This window comes from Kitasatospora sp. NPDC089509, from assembly GCF_044749365.1.
In the GTDB taxonomy this organism is placed as follows: Bacteria; Actinomycetota; Actinomycetes; order Streptomycetales; family Streptomycetaceae; genus Kitasatospora.
Genome location: NZ_JBIVHS010000023.1, coordinates 79,528 through 96,700, shown reverse-complemented (window position 1 = coordinate 96,700; position 17,173 = coordinate 79,528). Strand labels below are relative to the sequence as shown.

Sequence of the window (17,173 nt, the reverse complement as noted above, 5' to 3'; positions counted from 1 at the left end):
GGGAGGCTCCCAGGGCCCGGATGGCGGTACTCGCAGTATCCGCCGCCGGGCCCGCCGACGCGACGTGCCGGGGCCCTTCCGGCGTACCACCGGGGGTGCCGCGAGGGGTTCCGTGAGGAGTTCCGTGAGGGGTGAAATTGACCCATGAATCGTGTGTTCGAATGACCCGTGAGAGGGGTTCATTCCGCTCCTAGAGTCATAGCCATGACGACGACGAACGACACCACCGCCACCGCCACCACCGCCACCGCCCGCCTCGACTACGCCCGCACCGTCCCCAAGGTGTTCCGCGCGATGATCGCCCTGGACGCCGCCGCCCGCGCGGGCCTGGACCCGGCGCTGGTCGAGCTGGTGCAGATGCGCACCTCGCAGCTCAACAACTGCGCGTACTGCCTGGACATGCACGCCAAGGACGCCCGCAAGGCCGGCGAGACCGACGAGCGGATCTACCTGCTGCCGGTCTGGCACGAGGCCCCGGCCGGCGTCTACAGCGAGCGCGAGCGGGCCGCGCTGGCGCTCGCCGAGGAGATCACCCGGATCGGCGGCGGGGTCTCGGACCCGGTGTACGCCCGGGCGGCCGCGCACTTCGCCGAGGAGGAACTCGCGCAGCTGATCTCGGTGTGCTTCACCATCAACACCTGGAACCGGATCAACATCGCCACCCGCAAGACCCCGGGCACGCTCTGACCAGCGCGCCCGGACGGAACGGGCCCCGGGTCACCGGGGGTACGATCGGTGCCGTACCCAGGGCCCGACCGACCCGACCGGTGGCCCCGACGGCCCGCCGCCGTCACGCACGACGGCCCCGGAGCGGCGGCCCGCACGAACGACAGGGAAACAGGGAAATCATGTCCGGCTCGCACTACTTCTCCAGTGCACCCGAGGTGGCCAGCGAGCGCCGGCCGATCACGGTCTCGCTCCCGGACCTGACCCTCGAACTCACCACCGACGCCGGGGTGTTCTCGCACGGCCGGCTCGACCAGGGCACCCGGATCCTGCTGGAGCACGCCCCGCCGCCGCGGGTGCGCGGCCCGATCCTGGACGTCGGCTGCGGCTACGGCCCGATCGCGCTGACCTGGGCGACCCGGCGCAAGCGGCTGCCGGTGTGGGCGGTCGACGTCAACGAGCGCGCGCTGGGCCTGGTCCGGCTGAACGCGGAGGCGCTGCGGCTGGGCAACGTCCAGGCCGCGCTGCCGGACGAGGTCCCGGCGGACCTCCGGTTCGCCACCATCTACTCCAACCCGCCGATCCGGATCGGCAAGGCCGAGCTGCGCGGGCTGTTGACCCACTGGCTCGGCCGGCTGACCCCGGACGGCTCGGCGTTCCTCGTGGTGCAGAAGCACCTGGGCTCGGACTCGCTGCAGAAGTGGCTGAACGACCAGGGCTATCCGACCTCCCGGGTCGCGTCGGTCAACGGGTTCCGGATTCTGGAAGCGCGGCCCCGCCCGGAAGCGGGCGAGGGCACCGAAAGTGGACGGGGAACGACGTCGTGAAGCAGTTGCGCGGGACCGAACTGAAGCGACTGCACCGCTCGTGGCGGCGCAGCAACGAGTCCCGGCTCGCGATCATCCTGGAGAACCTGCAGTCGCCGTTCAACGTCGGCTCGGTGGTCCGGACCGGGGCGGCGATGGGCGCCGAGAAGCTGTACCTGACCGGGGACACCCCGTCGGTGCGGTCGAGCGGCGCGCAGAAGGCCGCGATGGGCACCGACAAGTACCTGAAGGTGGAGCACTTCCCGACCGTGGCCGAGGCGGTCGCGGCGGCGAAGGCCGACGGCTTCAAGGTGGTCGGGCTGGAGCTGGCGGACGACGCGGTGCCGATGTTCGCCGCCGAACTGACCCCGGCGGTGGCCTTCGTGCTCGGGCACGAGGACCGCGGGATCACGCCCGAGGCGCTGGCGCTCTGCGACCAGGTGGTGTTCGTGCCGCAGCTGGGCCGGGTCGGCTCGCTGAACGTCTCGGCGGCGGCGACGGTGGCCTGCTACGAGGCGCGTCGGCAGGGGTACGCGATCAGCGGCACGCCGGACGGGAGCGACGCCGGCGACCTCGGGGGCGACTTCGGGGACGACGACTGATCCTTTGGTGTCCTGAGTCGCTGACCCTCAGTCAGATGATCGGATGAGCTTGGGGGGTGTGCCGAAAGGCCCACCCCCCACAGCGTTTTCCGGGCCGGAAGCCGTCGGATATCTGCCGAACGGCAGATGTGCGGCGGCGGCCCGCGCGAAAGCATTCCGAACGTGACCGAACTCCAGATCCTCGACCTCACCAAGCAGTACCGCGGCGGCAGACGCGCCGTGGACTCCTTCACGCTGACGCTCCGGCCCGGCGTCCTCGGCCTGCTCGGGGCCAACGGCGCCGGGAAGTCCAGCCTGATGCGCATCCTGGCCACGGTCACCCGGCCCACCTCGGGGCGGGTGCTGTGGGAGGGGGTGGACATCGCCCGCCGGCCCGGGCCGCTCCGCCGCGCCGTCGGCTACCTGCCGCAGGACTTCGACGGCTACCCCCAGCTCACCGCCCGCGAGTTCCTCGCCTACCTGGCCGCCGCCAAGGGGTTGCGGCGGCGCTCCGCCCGGGCCCGGATCGAGGAACTGCTCGCCCTGGTCAACCTCACCGACGCGGGCGGGCAGCGGCTCGGGGCGATGTCCGGCGGGATGCGCCAGCGGGTGGGCATCGCCCAGGCGCTGCTGAACGACCCGGCACTGCTGATCGTGGACGAGCCCACGGTCGGGCTGGATCCGGAGGAGCGACTGCGCTTCGGCAGTCTGCTCAGCGGGCTCGGCGCCGAGCGGATCGTCGTGCTGTCCACCCACATCGTCCCGGACGTCGCGGCCACCGCCGACCGGATCGCGGTGATGGGCGGCGGGCGGCTGCTGCACCACGGCAGCGCGGAGGACCTGCTGCGCGAAGCCGAGGGCTCGGTCTGGGAGTTGACCGTCCCGGCCGACCGGATCGCCCCGCTGCGCTCCCGGTTCCTGCTCGGCGGCACCACCCGCACCCCGCAGGGCGTCCGGGCCCGGGTGCTGTCCCGGCACGCGCCCGCCGCCGGGGCGCAGCCCGTACCGCCCCGGCTGGAGGACGCGTACCTGCTGCTCACCGCCGACGCGGGCGGGGGCGCGGCCGCGGGCCGGTCCGCCCCCGGGCGGCCGGAGGAGGTGACGGCGTGGTGACGCGCCTCGGGGCGCTGGCCCTGGCCGACTTCCGGGAGCGCCGACGGCGGCCCGGCTACCTGGTGGTGCTGCTCGGCACGCTCGCGCTCGGGCTGCTGGCCGCGCCGGTGGGCGACTCCCGCTGGGAGGTGTTCCAGGTGACCGACCTGCACGGCCGCTACACCAGCGGCTACGTGGGGACGGTGACGGCGCTCGGCGGCGCGGTCTGGCTCTCGCTGGCGGGCTTCGGGATCGCCCGCGGCACCATCGGGCGGGACGAACACAGCGGGGTCGGCACGCTCCTCGCCGCCACCCCGCTCAGCCGGATCGGCTACCTGGCGGGCAAGTTCGTCAGCAACCTGCTGCTGTTCGGCTCGATGCTGCTCGCACTGGCCGGGACGGCCCTCGCGGTGCAGCTGCTCAAGGGCGACTCCGACCGGGTGGACGTGGTGCGGCTGCTGCTGCCGTACGTCCTGATCACGCTGCCGCTGCTGGCGGCGGTGGCCGGGTGCGCGGTGCTGTTCGACACCGTGCCCGGGCTGCGCGGCGGGCTGGGGGCGATGGTCTGGTTCGCGGTCTGGCTGGTCGTCGTGCTGGGCGCCCAGGCCGGCGGCGGGCCGGACCTGCTGGGCATGCGGCGGATCACCGCCTCGATCCGGGAGGTGCTCGCGGTGGACGGGCGACCGGTCGGCGGGGTGGAGTTCGGCGTGGGCCTCACGGCGGACAACCGGGTGCTCGGCAGCTTCGACTGGCCCGGGCTCGGACCGGGCGAGGCGTCCGGACCAGCGGCCACGGGGGTGCTGCTGGTCGGCGTGGCGGTGGGGATCGCGCTGCTCGGGGCGCTCTGGTTCCGGCGCTTCGACGGGTCCCCAGCCCGTCGGGGCGCCGGGGCGGGTGCCGGGGCGGGCGGCTCGGCGGGGGCTGCGGGGATTGCGGGGACGGGCGCGTCCGCGGGGCCGGCCGAACCGGCGGGCTTCGCCCTGGATCCGACCCGGCTGACCGCTCCCCGGCAGGGGCGCGGCGGGTTCGACGCGCTGCTCGGGGAGCTGCGGATCCTGGTCCGGGGGCAGCGGCTCTGGTGGGCCGGGGCGGCCCTGCTCGCCCTGGCCGCGGCGGGCGTCGCACCGGACGGGCCGAGCCACCCGGTGCTGCCGTTCGCGATGCTCTGGCCGGTGCTGCTCTGGTCCCGGATGGGCCACCGGGCCGACGGCGGCAGCACCGACCAGCTGCTCGCCGCCTGTCCGTCCCCGCTGCGCCGGGGGCTGGCCGGGCTGCTCGCCGGGATCGTGCCGGCCCTGGCGGTGGCCGCCGTACCGGCCCTGCGGCTGGCCGGCGCCGGGCAGTCCCGAGCGGCGCTGGGAGCCCTCGCGGGCGCCCTGCTGATCCCCGCCCTGGCACTGCTCTGCGGCAGCCTCAGCCGTGGGCCCCGACTGTTCCAGACCGTCTACCCGCTGCTCTGGTACGGGATGGTCAACCACGTCGGCGGGTTGGACTTCCTCGGCGTCTCCGGGGGCCGCGCCCCCGCCCCCGCGGCGGTCGCCGGCCTCGCCGCCGCCCTGGCCGCGGCCGCACTCGCCCTGGACGCGATACGTCACGCCGCCCGGTGAGCCCGGCGGAGGAGACGCGGTTCCCCCACCGGGGGGAGCCGGTCCGTCCGGGCGGTGGAGGCCGGGGCGGGGGCCGGGCTGGGAGTTTGGAGGTGTCGGGCAGCCGTCCGAACTCCCCTCGAACAAGCAAGGATTGACCATGCGCAAGCTCACCGTCGCCCTCGCGCTCGCCACCGCCGCCGCGGCCCTCGCCACCGGGACGGCCGGCCCCGCCTCGGCCGCTCCCGAGGCGGGCGGTCCCGCCGCGGCGGGCCGGCACCTCACCCTGCACAGCTGGACCCTGCTGAACGAGCACGGCCCGGGCCCCAACCCGGGCGAGCGGCTCACCGCCCTGGTCGACGCCCGTACGGTCGGCGGGGGTGCGGTCGGCGGGGGTGCGGGCAGCGGGGTCACCGGCGCCGGGCGCGCCCGGGGGCATGCCGTCGCCCAGCACGTGTTCGACAAGGACGGCACCGTCCGGGTCGAGTTCGACATCGACTGCCTGACGGTCGACGCCGACGGCGCCGTGACCGCCACCGGGCCGATCGAGTCCGTCACCCTCACCCGGGTCGGCGGCCAACCGACCGTCTCGCACCCCGACTGGCACCCGCAGGCCGGACTGACCTTCTACCCGGCCGACGGCAAGGGCGAGCGCCGGATCGGCTGGGCCGCCTCCGACACCGAGCACCCGGACGCACCGGCCAGGGTGACCAGCTGCACCCCGGTCCCGGCCGACCTGTGGGTCATCGACGGCGGCACTGTCCTGCGCCGGTAGCGGCTGTGACTGCGGCTGCGGCCACGACAGACCGCCGTGCCGACGGTCAGCCCGGCGTCAGCTGAGCGTCAGCGCCGCGCGCCACCGTAGTGGGCATGACGTCGATCACGGCGGTCTCCAGCTGCCTTCCCGGCACCATCCCGATCGCCCGCTTCCAACAGCAACTCCAGCTGACGGACGTCCAGTTGCGGCGCTACCAGCGCTTCTACGGGCTCAACGAGGTGTGCCGTGACCCGGCCGCCACCGAGACCGAACTGCTGCTGCGCGCCGCGACCAAACTGGTCGAGCTGCGCGGCCAGGAACAGCGCGTCAAGTACGTCCTGCAAGCACGCACCATGCCCTCGCCGCTGCCGTACCCGCTGACCTCGCTCGGGCCGCTCCAGGCCGAACTCGGCCTGGAGCACGCCGCCGCGTTCGTCGTCTCGCACCACGCCTGCGCTTCCGGGCTGCTCGCCCTGGACCTGGCCGGCACCCTGCTCGCCGCCGACCCGGACCCGGGCGCGCTCGCCCTGGTGGTGGCCGGGGAGAAGGCCTGCACCACCCACACCCAGTCCATCCCGGACGTCACGGTCATGGGCGAGGGCACCGCGGCCTTCCTGGTGAGCGCGGACCGTTCCGGCCCGGACCGGATGACCGGCTACGCGGCCCGCACCTACCCGCGGTTCGGCGACGAGTTCATCATGAGCGAGGTCGCCGCCAAGGAGTTCCAGGAGCTGTACGGGCCCGGTCTGTGCGAGGTGATCGACGCGGCGCTGTCCGAAGCCGACTGCAAGCTCGACGAGTTGGCGCTGGTGCTGCCGCACAACGTCAACCGGCTCTCCTGGATCGGCGTCTGCAAGGAGCTCGGACTGCCGCTGGACCGGGTCTTCCTGGACCTGGTCGGCGAGACCGGCCACTGCTTCTGCGCCGACCCCTTCATCAACCTGCAGAAGGCCACCGAGCTCGGCCGGCTGCGCCCCGGCGACCGCTACCTGATGACCAGCGTGGGGCTCGGGGCGACCTTCGCCGCCATGGTCTTCGAGCACTGACGGCCGGCTCGCACCCCCGGCGCCGCCCAGCACCAGCCCCGCCCCAGCCCCAGCCCCAGCCCCGCCCGAGCGCACACGAGAAATGGACGAGGTCGACATGCACCTTCCCTCCGCCGGTTTCAGCGCGCGGCTCAAGCGCGCGGTGACCGGATCCGCGGACACCCCGCTGGTGTTCCTCGGCAACTTCGAGGTGGAGAACCACTGGGCGCTCGGCGAACCCGCCCTGCCCCGGGTCGCCTCGCACGCAGGCAGCGCGGTGGTCAACCGGATGGACGAGTTCACCCTGCTGCTTGGTGGCAAGGGCGACCACGTCGTGCTGAAGACCGCGCCGGACCCGGGGTACCGCGACTACCTGGAGGGCCTCGGCCTCGCCCTGCCCACCGTGCACGTGGTGGCCGATCAGGACCCGCAGCGCACCGTCAGCGAGGACGCCCTCGCCGACCCGGCCCTGATCGCCGCCCTGGCCGGCCTGCGCGGCGAGGGTGCCCGGCTGACCGCGCACGGCGTCTCCGTGGTCGAGGAGCAGCTCGCCGCCCGTACCGGGCTGCCGCTGGCCGCACCCACCGCCGCCGTCTGCAAGCGGGTCAACAGCAAGGTGTACAGCCGCCGCCTCTCCGACGAGCTGGGCATCCGCCAGGCCCGCGGCTGGGCCTGCGAGACCCTGGAGGAGCTGGCGGACGCGGTGGCCGCGGCCGGTGAACTGCTGGACACCGGGCGGAAGGTGGTGCTCAAGGACGCCTTCGGAGTGTCCGGCAAGGGCATCGTGGTGCTGGACTCCGCGGCCCGGCTGGGTCGGCTGCACCGAATGGCCGTCCAGCAGGCCGAGAAGGCGGCCCGGGGCGGCCCGGAGGCGGACGGCGGCGGGCGGCCGCGCACCGCGCTGGTGGTCGAGGAGTGGGTGGCCAAGCGCTGCGACCTCAACTACCAGTTCACGGTGGGCCGGGACGGCTCGGTGCACTTCGACTTCGTCAAGGAACTGCTCACCGAGGGCGGCGTGCACAAGGGCCACCGCATCCCGGCCCGGCTCTCCGACCGGCAGGTCGAGGAGATCGCCGCGACCGCGCTGCTGCTCGGCGAGCGGCTGGCCGCCGACGGCTACTACGGCGTGGTCGGGGTGGACGCGATGGTCGACCCGGACGAGGGCCTGTACCCGGTGATCGAGATCAACGCCCGCAACAACATGTCCACGTACCAGAACGTGGTACACGAGGGCGGCCTGGCCGGACCGGAGGAGGTCGCCGTCGCCCGCCACCACCCGCTGCGGCTGACCCGCCCGCTGCCCTTCGCCGAGCTCGCCGAGCGGCTGGACGGGCTGCTGCTGACCGGCCGGGGCGCCCGGCCGCGCGGCCTGTTCGTCAACAACTACGCCACCGTGAACGCCGCCCACGGAACGGCCGCGGACAGCCCCGAGGGCTTCGAGGGCCGGCTGTACGGCGTGCTGGTCGGCGCCTCCGACGCCGAGCTCGCGGCGATCGACACCGACATCACCCGCCGCCTCGCGGCCTTCCCGGAACGGAGCTGAGCGTGAGCGTCGCATTCGAGGTGCAGGGCCTGCCGATCACCGAGCTGGCCGAGGAGTTCGGCACCCCGCTGTACCTGTACGACGGCGAGGAGATCACCACCCGCTTCCGGGGCCTGCGCGCGGCGCTGCACCCCGCGCTGGAGGTCTTCTACTCGCTGAAGGCCAACCCCAACATCTCGGTCTGCGCCCTGCTGCACAGCTGCGGCGCCCGCGCCGAGGTGTCCTCGCTGACCGAGCTGGTCACCGCGGAGCGGGCCGGGGTGCGCCCGGAGGACATCATCTTCCTCGGTCCGGGCAAGAGCCGCGCCGAGCTGGCCGCCTGCCTGGACCGGTCCGTCCACGCGATCGTCTGCGAGTCGGTCGAGGAGCTGGGCCTGATCGACGAGCTGGCGGCCGGGCGCGGCGTGACCGCGCCGGTCGCGCTGCGGGTCAACCCGAGCTTCCAGGTGAAGGGTTCGGGCCTGACCATGGGCGGCAAGCCGCGCCAGTTCGGCACCGACGAGGAACTGCTGCTGGCCGAGGGCCGGGGCCTGGCCGCCCGCTACCCGCACCTGCGGCTGATGGGCGTCCAGGTCTACCTGGGCACCCGGATCCTGTCCGAGGAGTCGGTGGTGGAGAACACCCGGCGGATCCTCGACCTGGCCGAACGGCTCGCCGCCGCACTCGACTTCCCGCTGGAGACGGTGGACGTCGGGGGCGGCCTCGGCATCGCCTACTTCGACAACGAGAAGGACCTCGACCTCGGCGTGCTGGCCGCCGGGATCAACCCGCTGATCGAGGACTTCGTCGGACGGCACCCCGACACCCGGCTGATCATGGAGCTGGGCCGCTTCCTGGTCGCCGCCGCGGGCACCTACGTCACCCGGGTGCGCTACACCAAGACGTCGATGGGCGAGAACTTCGCGGTCACCGACGGTGGCACCAACCACCACATGGCGGCGGTCGGCATCGGCTCGTACGTGAAGCGCAACTTCCCGATGGCCGCGCTGGAGCGGCTGGACGAGCCGGCCACCGAGCCCTGGCACATCACCGGGCCGCTGTGCACGCCCAACGACGTGATCGGCAAGAAGGTCCCGATGCCGCCGCTGCGGGCCGGCGAGCTGATCGGGGTGCAGCGCTCCGGCGCGTACGGGCCGACCGCCTCGCCGGTGCACTTCCTGAGCCACGGCTACCCGGCCGAGGTGCTCGTCCTGGACGGGCGGGCCCACCTGGTCCGCGAGCGCGACGACGTGGACGTGCTGCTGGCGGGCCAGCGGCTGTACCGGCCGGTCGGGCAGGGGGACTGACCCCCGCACGAGCACCGATCCTCCGCACGAGCACCGCTCCGGCACCGCACCCGAGAACCCCTGAACCCCGCACCCCCGAACCCCCGAACCTCCCGTGAGGAGCACCCGATGAGCGAGACCGCGACCGACCCCAGATTCGTGGAGGCCGTCCGCAAGGGCCTGACCGAGGTCCTCAACAAGGACGTCTCCGACGCCGACGAGAACGTCCGGCTCTTCGACGAACTGGGCCTGGACTCCAGCAGTGCGCTCGAACTGCTGATCACCATCGAGGAGATCCTCGACGTCCAGTTCGACGCCGACGAACTGGACATGACCCACTTCGAGACGGTGGGCTCGCTGGCCGGCTTCGTCGCCGCGGAAGCGGGCGCCTGAGCATGTTCCGTGCGACCGCGGCGGTCCGGCATCCGCACCCGGCCGGGCCGGCGGCCCTGCCCCGACTGGTCCGGGCGGCCGGGTACAGCCCGCCGGCCCACAGCGCGCCGTACCGGCCGGGGGACGCGCGGGAGGAGTTCTACGACGAACTCGGGGCGCCCTACCGGGCGTCCTTCGACCGCGCCCGGTTCGCCGCCGCCGGGCGGCACACCTCCGTGGAGCTGGCGTACGGCGCGCTGGAGGCGCTGGGACCGCTGGACGCCGGGGACGCCCCCGAGCTGGCGGTGGTCGCCTACGCCGCCCCGGACTTCGAGCACACCGAGCTGGTCGCCTCCTGCCTCCGGCGCCGGCTGCCGGGCGGGCCGCTCGCCTTCGCGCTGTCCGACCAGGGCCGGCTGGCACCGTTCAGCGCGCTGCGGGTGGCCGTGGAGTACGCCCGGCGGTGCGGCTGGACGCGGCTGCTGCTGCTGGTCGTGGACCAGGGCACCCAGCCGTTCCCGCCGCCCGCCGGGCCGTCCTCGGCCGAGGTCGAGCTCGACGGCGACGCGGCGGTGGCGCTGCTGCTGCGCTGGGACGGTCGCGACCGGCCGCTGGGCGGCCAGGCCCAGGGGCGGCCCGGGCCCGGACTGTTCGCGCAGTGGCCCGCGGACGCCGCCCTGGCGGCCGGCGCGGGCCTCGCCGACTGCGGTGAACTCCCGTCGCACCGCGGCCCGTTGACCGAAGGGCCGACCGGTCGGCCGGCCACCGGGAGCTGGACCGCACTGCTGGACGCCGCCGCCCGTGGCGACGCCACCACCGCCCACGCCGACGGAGCCGGCTACGTCGACCGGCCGGTGGTGGTCGCCGACTACGACCGGGAGCGCGACGCCCTGGCCTACTGCACGCTCCACACGGGGGAGTTGAGACCCAGATGACCGTTCCGGCCGAGGTGCGGGAGCACTGGCGGGAGGCGAGAGCCAGCGCGCGCTGCGACGGCCTCGTCCCCGCCCTCACCCTTCTGTCCAGAGCGCTCTCCCCCGGCTCCCCACCGCGCGGCCCACGCGGCCACGCCGTGGTGCCCCGCGAACTCCTGGACGAGTACGGCGACTTGGCCGAACCCGACACACCCGACCCGCTCCCCGGACTGGCCGTCCTGCACCCCACCCCCGGCCCCCGGACCCCGCCCGGCGGCGACGCCCTGCTGTGGGACACCGGACTGGCCTGGCTGCGGCTCGGACACTCCGAGCGACTGCGCACGGCCTGCGTCGCCTACCTGGCCGCCCGCACCGTCGAGGGCACCTCGCTGCTGCTCCAGCAGCTGGTCAAGGGCGCGCTCGCGGACGCCCTGATCGAGCAGCTGGAGATCGCGGGCGTGCTCGACGAACTGGCCGAGGCGGACCGGGGAGGCGAACCGCTGGTCCCCGCCCACCCACTGGACGCCCGGGCCCTCGCCCGGCTGCAGGCGCAGATCACCGAGGTCGACCGCGCCCTGCTGCGGCTGCTCGGCGCCCACGGCTTCACCGCCGACGGGCCCGGCCGGGACACCCACGCCTCCGAGCTGCTCGCCGACGTCCACTGCGGCTGGCCCGGCGCGGCGGAGCCCTTCGCGCACACCGACCAGGAGCACCACGGAGCGGGCCCCGACACCGGGGCCCCCGAGACCGTTGAGGCCCCCGGGAACGCCGGGAACGCCGGATGAGCCCCCTGCCCGGTCAGCTCCGGACCGCGCACCGCCACGTCCGCGCCTGGGCCGACGAGCTACGGGCCGGCGCCCTCGAACTGGACCGCGACCCGGAGGCCGTCCACCGCTACCTGGACCTGCCCGCGGTCCGCTTCCTGGCCGGCCACCTCACGCCCCCGGACTGGGACCGGGCCGACACCGAGGCCGGCTGCGGCCCCGCGCACGGCCTGGCCACCCTGGAACGGGCCGTGCTGAGCGAGGAACTGGCCCGCGGCGACGCCGGGATGATGCTCGCCTCCCCCGGCGCCTCGATGACCGGGGTGCTGCTGGGGGTGCTCGGCAGCCCCGCCCAGCGGGACTGGGTGTACGGCCGCCTCGCCGACCGCCCGCGCTGGACCTGCTTCGCCCTCACCGAGCCGGACCGCGGCTCCGCGATCGGCGAGATGACCACCACCCTGACCCCGCTGGGCGACGGCTCGTACCTGCTCGACGGCGAGAAGCGCTACGTCGGCAACGCCGCCCGGGCCGACCTCGGCGCGGTCTTCGCGCGGGTCGCGGGCACCGAGCGGCTCGGTGTGCTGGCCGTCCTGGTGGACACCGCCGACCCCGGCTACCGGGCCGAGCCGCTGCCCACCCTGGGGCTGCGCGGGGTGCAGCTGTGCCGGGTCGCCTTCGACCGGGTGCACGTCCCGGCCGACCGGGTGCTGGGCGCCCACCTGCCGCCGACCCGGCGCGGGATGTGGGGCATCGTCTCGGTCTTCAACCGGCTGCGGCCGAGCGTCGCCGCGATCGCCGTCGGCATCGCCCGGGCCGCGCACGACTACATCGGCGAGAACCGCAAGGAACTCTGCGGCGCGGAGCGGGACTTGTACGAGGAGCTGGGCCGACGGATCGACGCGGTCCGGCAGTTGACCTACCGGGCGGCGCTCGCGGTGGACCGTCGGCCCGCCGACGGATACCTCGCCTCGGCGGCGAAGGCCCGGGCCTGCCAGGTCGCCGAGGAGGTCACCCTGCGCGCGCCCGGCTTCTTCGGCCCCGGCGCCCGGCTGGACCACCCCCTGCTGGACAAACTCGCCCGGGACGCCCGGGGCGTGGAGTTCATGGAGGGCGCCCGGAACATCCAGAAGCTCAATCTCTTCCAGGGACTGCACACCGGAAAGGTGGACCGGCTCTGAACAGGACGGGACAGGCCGTCGAGGTCTGGCGCATTCCGCTGTCCGGTGCCGCCCCGGCGGACGGCACACCACCGGACCTGGCCCGGCTGGAGGCGCTGCTCGACCCGGCCGAGCGGGCCCGCGCCCACGCCGCCCGGCGGCCCGAGCTGCGGCGCCGCTTCGTACTGGCGCACGCCGCCACCCGGATCCTGCTCGGCGAGCGGCTGGGCCGTCCGCCGGAGCGGTTGCGCCTCGGCCGCGGCCGCTGGGGCAAACCGGTCGTGCCGAACGCTCCCGGGCTGCACTTCAACCTGTCCCACTCCGGGGAGTTGGCGCTGCTCGCGGTGGCCCCGCGGCCGGTCGGCGTGGACGTCGAGCTGGTCCGCTCCGGGCGGGACGTCGACCGGCTGTCCCGGCGCTTCTTCCCGGCCCCGGAGCGGGAGTTGGTGGCCCGGGGCGGGCGTCCGGCGTTCGCCCGGCTGTGGACCAGGAAGGAGGCCTGTGTGAAGGCCGTCGGCGGGCGGCTGGCCGAGGGCCTCGCGCTGCCGGTCGCCCACGCGGCCGCCCAGGCCACCGTGCACGCCCCGGACCCCGCGCACGCCCCGGGTGCCCCGGTCGGCCCGGTCGGCCCCTGGCGGGTCGCCGACCTGCTGCTGCCGGACGAGCCGGAGCCGTACGCGGGGTCCGTCGCGCTGCTCGGCGACGGGCCCTTCGTCGTGTCCCGGCACACCTGGACCCGCTGGGCCCCCTGGGCCGGGTCGAGCGTCGACGAAGCGTCGCGCACAGGTGTCAAGTAGAAGAAACTCCCCCTCGAACCGGCGTAGTTGTACCCGTGATCACGGGTCGGATCGTCACTAGATTTCTTCGGTGGGAACGCACGCCGCACCGCCGGCGATCGCACCGAGGAGGAGGGGAACGTGATCGTGGAAGGCAGGAACGTGATCACCAGGGCGGCTCGGTGGAGCGCGGTCCACCCCTGGTGGGCGATCGCGCTCTGGGTGGCGTTCGTGGTCGGCGCGCTGGTGGTCGGCGGCCTCACCGGCACCCGGCAGGCGACCAACTCCGACCTCTCCATCGGCCAGTCCGGCCGGGCCGCCGCGATCGCCCGGGCCGGCGGGCTGCAGGAGCGGGCCGTGGAGAACCTGCTGGTCAGCTCCTGGGGCGGCGGGCGGCTCGATCCGGCCCGGGCCCAGGCGGCGCTGGACGACGCCACCCGGGGCCTGCGCGGGCTCCCGGGCATCGCCTCGATCGGCCAGCCGCAGTCCGCCCCGGACGGGGCCGCCGTGCTCGTCCCGGTCACCCTGGCCGGTGACCCGGAGACCGCCGCGGACCGGGTGCAGCCGCTGCTGGACAGCGTCGAGGCGTCCCGGTCGGGGCACGGCGACGTCCGGATGGAGCTGGTCGGCGCCGGCTCGATCAAGGCCGGGCTGAACGACATGCTGAGCAAGGACCTCGGCAAGGCGACCGTGCTCAGCCTGCCGGTCACCCTGCTGGTGATGGTCTTCGTCTTCGGCGCGATCATCGCCGCCAGCGTCCCGGTGGTGCTCGGGCTGTCCTCGGTGCTCGCCGGGCTCGGGCTGTGGGGCGTCGCCTCCCAGATCGTGCCCGATCCCGGTCCGGTGACCCAGTTCATCGTGCTGATGGGCATGGCGATCGGCGTCGACTACTCGCTGTTCTACCTCAAACGCCAGCGCGAGGAACGGGCGTTGGGGGCCGACAACATCGACGCGATCGAGATCGCGGCCGCCACCTCCGGGCACTCGGTGCTGGTCTCCGGCGTGGTGGTGCTGGTCTCGATGGGCGCGCTCTACCTCGGCGGGCACGTCGCCTTCGAGTCGATGGCCACCGGCGCGGTGATCGTGGTCTCGATCGCGATCATCTCCTCGCTGACCGTGCTGCCGGCCATGCTGTCCCGGTTCGGCCGCTACCTGGACGCCCCCCGGGTGCCGCTGGTGTGGCGGCTCACCCAGAAGGGCGGGGTCAAGCCGCGGCTCTGGTCGACCATGCTCAAGCCCTCGCTGCGCCACCCGGTGATCGCGCTGGTGGCCTCGGTCGCGGCACTGCTGGTGCTCGCGCTGCCCGCGCTGGGGTTGAAGCTCAAGGCCACCGGGATCGACGACCTGCCGCGGTCGATCCCGGCGATGCAGTCCTACCAGCGGCTGACCCAGTCCTTCCCGAGCCAGTCCGACACCCACACCGTGGCGGTCAAGGTCCCGCCCGGCCGTGCCGCCGAACTCAGCTCCGCCGTCCACGAGTTGGTCCGGGGCGCGCTGGCCGACCCGCTCTTCGTCCACGATCCGGCGCCGGTGGTGCGGACCTCGGCGGACGGCACGGTGGCCACGGTGGCGATCGGCACCCAGTTCGACAGCGGCTCGGCGCAGGCCCGCGCCTCGCTGGACCGGCTGCGCGCGGACCTCGCCCCGCGCACCCTCGGCGCGGTCGCGGGGGCCCAGTTCGCGGTCGGCGGCAGCGACGTGGCCTACGACGTGGACTACCGGGCGAACGTGATGGACAAGATGCCCTGGGTGCTCGGGGTGGCGCTGGCGCTGACCTTCCTGGTGATGGCGCTGGCCTTCCGCTCGGTGGTGCTCGCACTGATCACCGTGGCGCTCAACCTGCTCTCCACCGCGGCGTCCTTCGGCGTGCTCGCGCTGATCTTCCAGCACACCTGGGCCGAGGACCTGTTGCACTTCGAGTCCACCGGACGGGTGGTGGCCTGGCTGCCGCTGATGCTGTTCGTGATCCTGCTGGGGCTCTCGATGGACTACCACGTCTTCGTGGTCAGCCGGATCCGGGAGGCGGCCCGCGGCGGGCTGTCGCTGCGGGAGGCGGTCGAGCAGGGCATCACCCGTACCGCCGGGGTGGTCACCAGCGCCGCGGTGGTGATGGTCTGCGTGTTCGCGCTGCTGGCCTCGTTGAACTACATCGAGATGAAGCAGATGGGCGTGGGGATGGCCTGCGCCGTGCTGCTGGACGCGACGGTGATCCGGATCGTGGTGCTGCCGGCGATGATCACCCTGCTCGGCTGGAAGACCTGGTGGCCCTCCCGACTGGCCCGCCAGTCGGTCGCCCGGGCCCCTCGGATGCCCGCCGTCGTCGCCGCCGCGGCGGCCTCGGCGGCGGCCCGCTCAAGCCTTCCGCAACGTCCGTGAGGACCTGTCCGACCCATCCGCAACAATGGTGACAACCGGCCGGACGGTCGGGGCCGGGCCGCTGCCCGCCCCGGCCGCTTCGTGCGTACACGAGGCCAACAGCCGTTCATGCCAAGGGGTTTGACGGCGCCCGGGCCACGGTGGTTTGTTACCTGAGTTGTAGAATCGCAAACGCGTTCGTCGATGCGCGAGCAGCCTCCCCGGGGTGGGCGCAACGGCGACCGGAGGCGCCACGGAGGCGGGAGCGGATCTGGTGGTGGGGCATGCACGGTGACGGCGGCCTCGCCTCGGCGCGTTGGCGGGACGAACTCGCCCGGGTGGGCACCCTCTCCGGACGTGAGCAGCAGGTCTTCGAACTGATCGGCGCGGGCCACTCCAACCGCGGGATCGCCGACCGGCTGCACGTCACGGAGCGCACGGTGAAGGCCCATGTCGCCAGTATCCTGGCGAAGTTGGGGGTGGAGTCGCGGCTCCAGGCAGGCCTGGTGGCCCAAGTCCACCAACTCATGTACGAAGGTACATGGCCGGACGAGCCACCGGTGTCCGATACTTGACCGGCGCGAATGATACCCGGGCTTTTCCCCTTTTTCAGTCCCCTTCAAACAAGTCGACCGCTGCCGGTGGTGGCGCCCCGATGACTCAACGGAAAAGCTTGTGGCTGGAGTTCACCGCTAGGGACGGGGAATTTGGTGCACATCTCCATACTGGGCCCGCTGTTGATCGGCGACGGACGGCGCACCGTCGGGTTACGGGCCAAGAAGAACCGCGTCATGCTCACCATGCTCGCTCTGAACGCCGGCCAGGTCGTCGCCTTCGACGAACTGATCGACGAACTCTGGGGGGAGGCGCCGTTGAAGAACGCGCGCAACGCCCTCCAGGCCAACGTCAAGCGCATGCGGAGATCCCTGGCCGAACTCGGCCTGGAGGGACCGGAGCAGGAACTCATCAGAACCGTCGACAACGGCTACATGCTGACCGTCCCGGAGGAGGCGGTCGACGCGTACCGCTTCCTGCGGACGGCGGAGAAGGGCGCGGGGCTGGTCGAACACCGGCCGTACGAAGCGATGGACACCCTCCGGTCGGCGCTGGGGATGTGGCGCGGACCGGCCCTGCTCGACACCAGCGACGGACCGTGGTGCCGGGCCGTCGCGCTGCGGCTGGACGAGCAGCGCAAGACCGCCCGCGAGGACCTGATCGCGGCGCAGCTGCAGGCGGGCGAGGCCGGCGCGGTGGTCGCCGAACTCAAGCAGCTGCTCGCCCAGTACCCCGAACGGGAGCGGTTCAGCGAGCAGTTGATGATCGCGCTGTACCGCTGCGGCCGCCAGTCGGAGGCCGTGGACATCTTCCACCGCACCCGCAGATGGCTGGACGAGGAGCTGGGGCTCAAGCCGAGCCGCCGGCTGCACCACCTGTACCAGGCGATCCTGATGCAGGACCCGTCGCTGTGACCCCGGGGTGAGGGCAGCTCACCCCGGGGTCGCGGTCGTCCGCGG

17 protein-coding genes are annotated in these 17,173 nt (G+C 73.7%); all 17 read left to right on the top strand.

The window, feature by feature from the left end; translation table 11 throughout:
• Positions 1–204: 204 nt before the first annotated feature.
• The 17 genes from ACIP4P_RS34580 (at position 205) to ACIP4P_RS34500 (ending at position 17,128) form a co-directional block, all read left to right on the top strand.
• Positions 205–687 (top strand): carboxymuconolactone decarboxylase family protein, encoded by a 483-nt coding sequence (locus ACIP4P_RS34580; protein WP_400925293.1) that lies wholly within the window; start codon positions 205–207, stop codon positions 685–687.
• A 161-nt stretch (positions 688–848) separates the two neighbouring features.
• Positions 849–1,493, top strand: coding sequence for a methyltransferase (locus ACIP4P_RS34575; protein ID WP_350518521.1), 645 nt, complete (start codon positions 849–851; stop codon positions 1,491–1,493).
• Entirely contained in the window at positions 1,490–2,074 is a 585-nt protein-coding gene (locus ACIP4P_RS34570) for a TrmH family RNA methyltransferase (protein WP_350518522.1), read from the top strand. Before ACIP4P_RS34575 ends, ACIP4P_RS34570 begins: the two co-directional genes overlap by 4 nt.
• A 162-nt stretch (positions 2,075–2,236) precedes the next feature.
• Complete coding sequence (locus ACIP4P_RS34565; protein ID WP_400925290.1) at positions 2,237–3,166, top strand: ABC transporter ATP-binding protein; 930 nt, start codon at positions 2,237–2,239, stop codon at positions 3,164–3,166.
• The gene (locus tag ACIP4P_RS34560) at positions 3,160–4,752 is read left to right on the top strand and encodes a hypothetical protein (protein ID WP_400925288.1); all 1,593 of its coding nucleotides are present in this window, start codon (positions 3,160–3,162) and stop codon (positions 4,750–4,752) included. Before ACIP4P_RS34565 ends, ACIP4P_RS34560 begins: the two co-directional genes overlap by 7 nt.
• A 139-nt stretch (positions 4,753–4,891) precedes the next feature.
• Entirely contained in the window at positions 4,892–5,506 is a 615-nt protein-coding gene (locus ACIP4P_RS34555; protein ID WP_400925286.1) for a hypothetical protein, read from the top strand.
• A gap of 95 nt (positions 5,507–5,601) precedes the next feature.
• Positions 5,602–6,534 (top strand): 3-oxoacyl-[acyl-carrier-protein] synthase III C-terminal domain-containing protein, encoded by a 933-nt coding sequence (locus ACIP4P_RS34550; protein ID WP_400925284.1) that lies wholly within the window; start codon positions 5,602–5,604, stop codon positions 6,532–6,534.
• A gap of 97 nt (positions 6,535–6,631) precedes the next feature.
• The gene (locus ACIP4P_RS34545) at positions 6,632–8,056 is read left to right on the top strand and encodes a hypothetical protein (protein WP_400925282.1); all 1,425 of its coding nucleotides are present in this window, start codon (positions 6,632–6,634) and stop codon (positions 8,054–8,056) included.
• A gap of 2 nt (positions 8,057–8,058) precedes the next feature.
• Positions 8,059–9,342, top strand: coding sequence for a type III PLP-dependent enzyme (locus ACIP4P_RS34540; protein WP_400925280.1), 1,284 nt, complete (start codon positions 8,059–8,061; stop codon positions 9,340–9,342).
• Positions 9,343–9,450: 108 nt separating this feature from the next.
• A complete protein-coding gene (locus ACIP4P_RS34535; protein ID WP_350516092.1) occupies positions 9,451–9,714 on the top strand; it encodes a phosphopantetheine-binding protein in 264 nt (87 codons plus the stop codon).
• 2 nt (positions 9,715–9,716) lie between these two features.
• Positions 9,717–10,628, top strand: a complete 912-nt coding sequence (locus ACIP4P_RS34530; RefSeq protein ID WP_400925277.1) for a hypothetical protein — start codon at positions 9,717–9,719, stop codon at positions 10,626–10,628.
• On the top strand, positions 10,625–11,392 hold the full coding sequence (locus tag ACIP4P_RS34525; RefSeq protein ID WP_400925275.1) for a hypothetical protein: 768 nt from the start codon (positions 10,625–10,627) through the stop codon (positions 11,390–11,392). The genes ACIP4P_RS34530 and ACIP4P_RS34525 overlap by 4 nt, the downstream gene beginning before the upstream one ends.
• Complete coding sequence (locus ACIP4P_RS34520; protein WP_400925273.1) at positions 11,389–12,549, top strand: acyl-CoA dehydrogenase family protein; 1,161 nt, start codon at positions 11,389–11,391, stop codon at positions 12,547–12,549. The genes ACIP4P_RS34525 and ACIP4P_RS34520 overlap by 4 nt, the downstream gene beginning before the upstream one ends.
• 260 nt (positions 12,550–12,809) lie before the next feature.
• Positions 12,810–13,325: a 4'-phosphopantetheinyl transferase family protein gene (locus ACIP4P_RS34515; RefSeq protein WP_400925271.1), complete on the top strand. Its 516-nt coding sequence runs from the start codon at positions 12,810–12,812 to the stop codon at positions 13,323–13,325.
• 120 nt (positions 13,326–13,445) lie between these two features.
• On the top strand, positions 13,446–15,680 hold the full coding sequence (locus ACIP4P_RS34510; RefSeq protein ID WP_400925269.1) for an MMPL family transporter: 2,235 nt from the start codon (positions 13,446–13,448) through the stop codon (positions 15,678–15,680).
• A 263-nt stretch (positions 15,681–15,943) separates the two neighbouring features.
• Complete coding sequence (locus ACIP4P_RS34505) at positions 15,944–16,234, top strand: helix-turn-helix transcriptional regulator (RefSeq protein ID WP_350516086.1); 291 nt, start codon at positions 15,944–15,946, stop codon at positions 16,232–16,234.
• A 135-nt stretch (positions 16,235–16,369) separates the two neighbouring features.
• A complete protein-coding gene (locus tag ACIP4P_RS34500) occupies positions 16,370–17,128 on the top strand; it encodes a BTAD domain-containing putative transcriptional regulator (protein WP_400925266.1) in 759 nt (252 codons plus the stop codon).
• The last annotated feature ends 45 nt before the right edge of the window (positions 17,129–17,173 follow it).

What these genes read in the sequence shown, in the direction of transcription:
- ACIP4P_RS34580 (WP_400925293.1), top strand. Translation starts at nt 205, where the DNA reads ATGACGACGACGAACGACACCACCGCCACCGCCACCACCGCCACCGCC.
- ACIP4P_RS34575 (WP_350518521.1), top strand. Translation starts at nt 849, where the DNA reads ATGTCCGGCTCGCACTACTTCTCCAGTGCACCCGAGGTGGCCAGCGAG.
- ACIP4P_RS34555 (WP_400925286.1), top strand. Translation starts at nt 4,892, where the DNA reads ATGCGCAAGCTCACCGTCGCCCTCGCGCTCGCCACCGCCGCCGCGGCC.
- ACIP4P_RS34550 (WP_400925284.1), top strand. Translation starts at nt 5,602, where the DNA reads ATGACGTCGATCACGGCGGTCTCCAGCTGCCTTCCCGGCACCATCCCG.
- ACIP4P_RS34545 (WP_400925282.1), top strand. Translation starts at nt 6,632, where the DNA reads ATGCACCTTCCCTCCGCCGGTTTCAGCGCGCGGCTCAAGCGCGCGGTG.
- ACIP4P_RS34535 (WP_350516092.1), top strand. Translation starts at nt 9,451, where the DNA reads ATGAGCGAGACCGCGACCGACCCCAGATTCGTGGAGGCCGTCCGCAAG.
- ACIP4P_RS34530 (WP_400925277.1), top strand. Translation starts at nt 9,717, where the DNA reads ATGTTCCGTGCGACCGCGGCGGTCCGGCATCCGCACCCGGCCGGGCCG.
- ACIP4P_RS34525 (WP_400925275.1), top strand. Translation starts at nt 10,625, where the DNA reads ATGACCGTTCCGGCCGAGGTGCGGGAGCACTGGCGGGAGGCGAGAGCC.
- ACIP4P_RS34520 (WP_400925273.1), top strand. Translation starts at nt 11,389, where the DNA reads ATGAGCCCCCTGCCCGGTCAGCTCCGGACCGCGCACCGCCACGTCCGC.
- ACIP4P_RS34505 (WP_350516086.1), top strand. Translation starts at nt 15,944, where the DNA reads ATGCACGGTGACGGCGGCCTCGCCTCGGCGCGTTGGCGGGACGAACTC.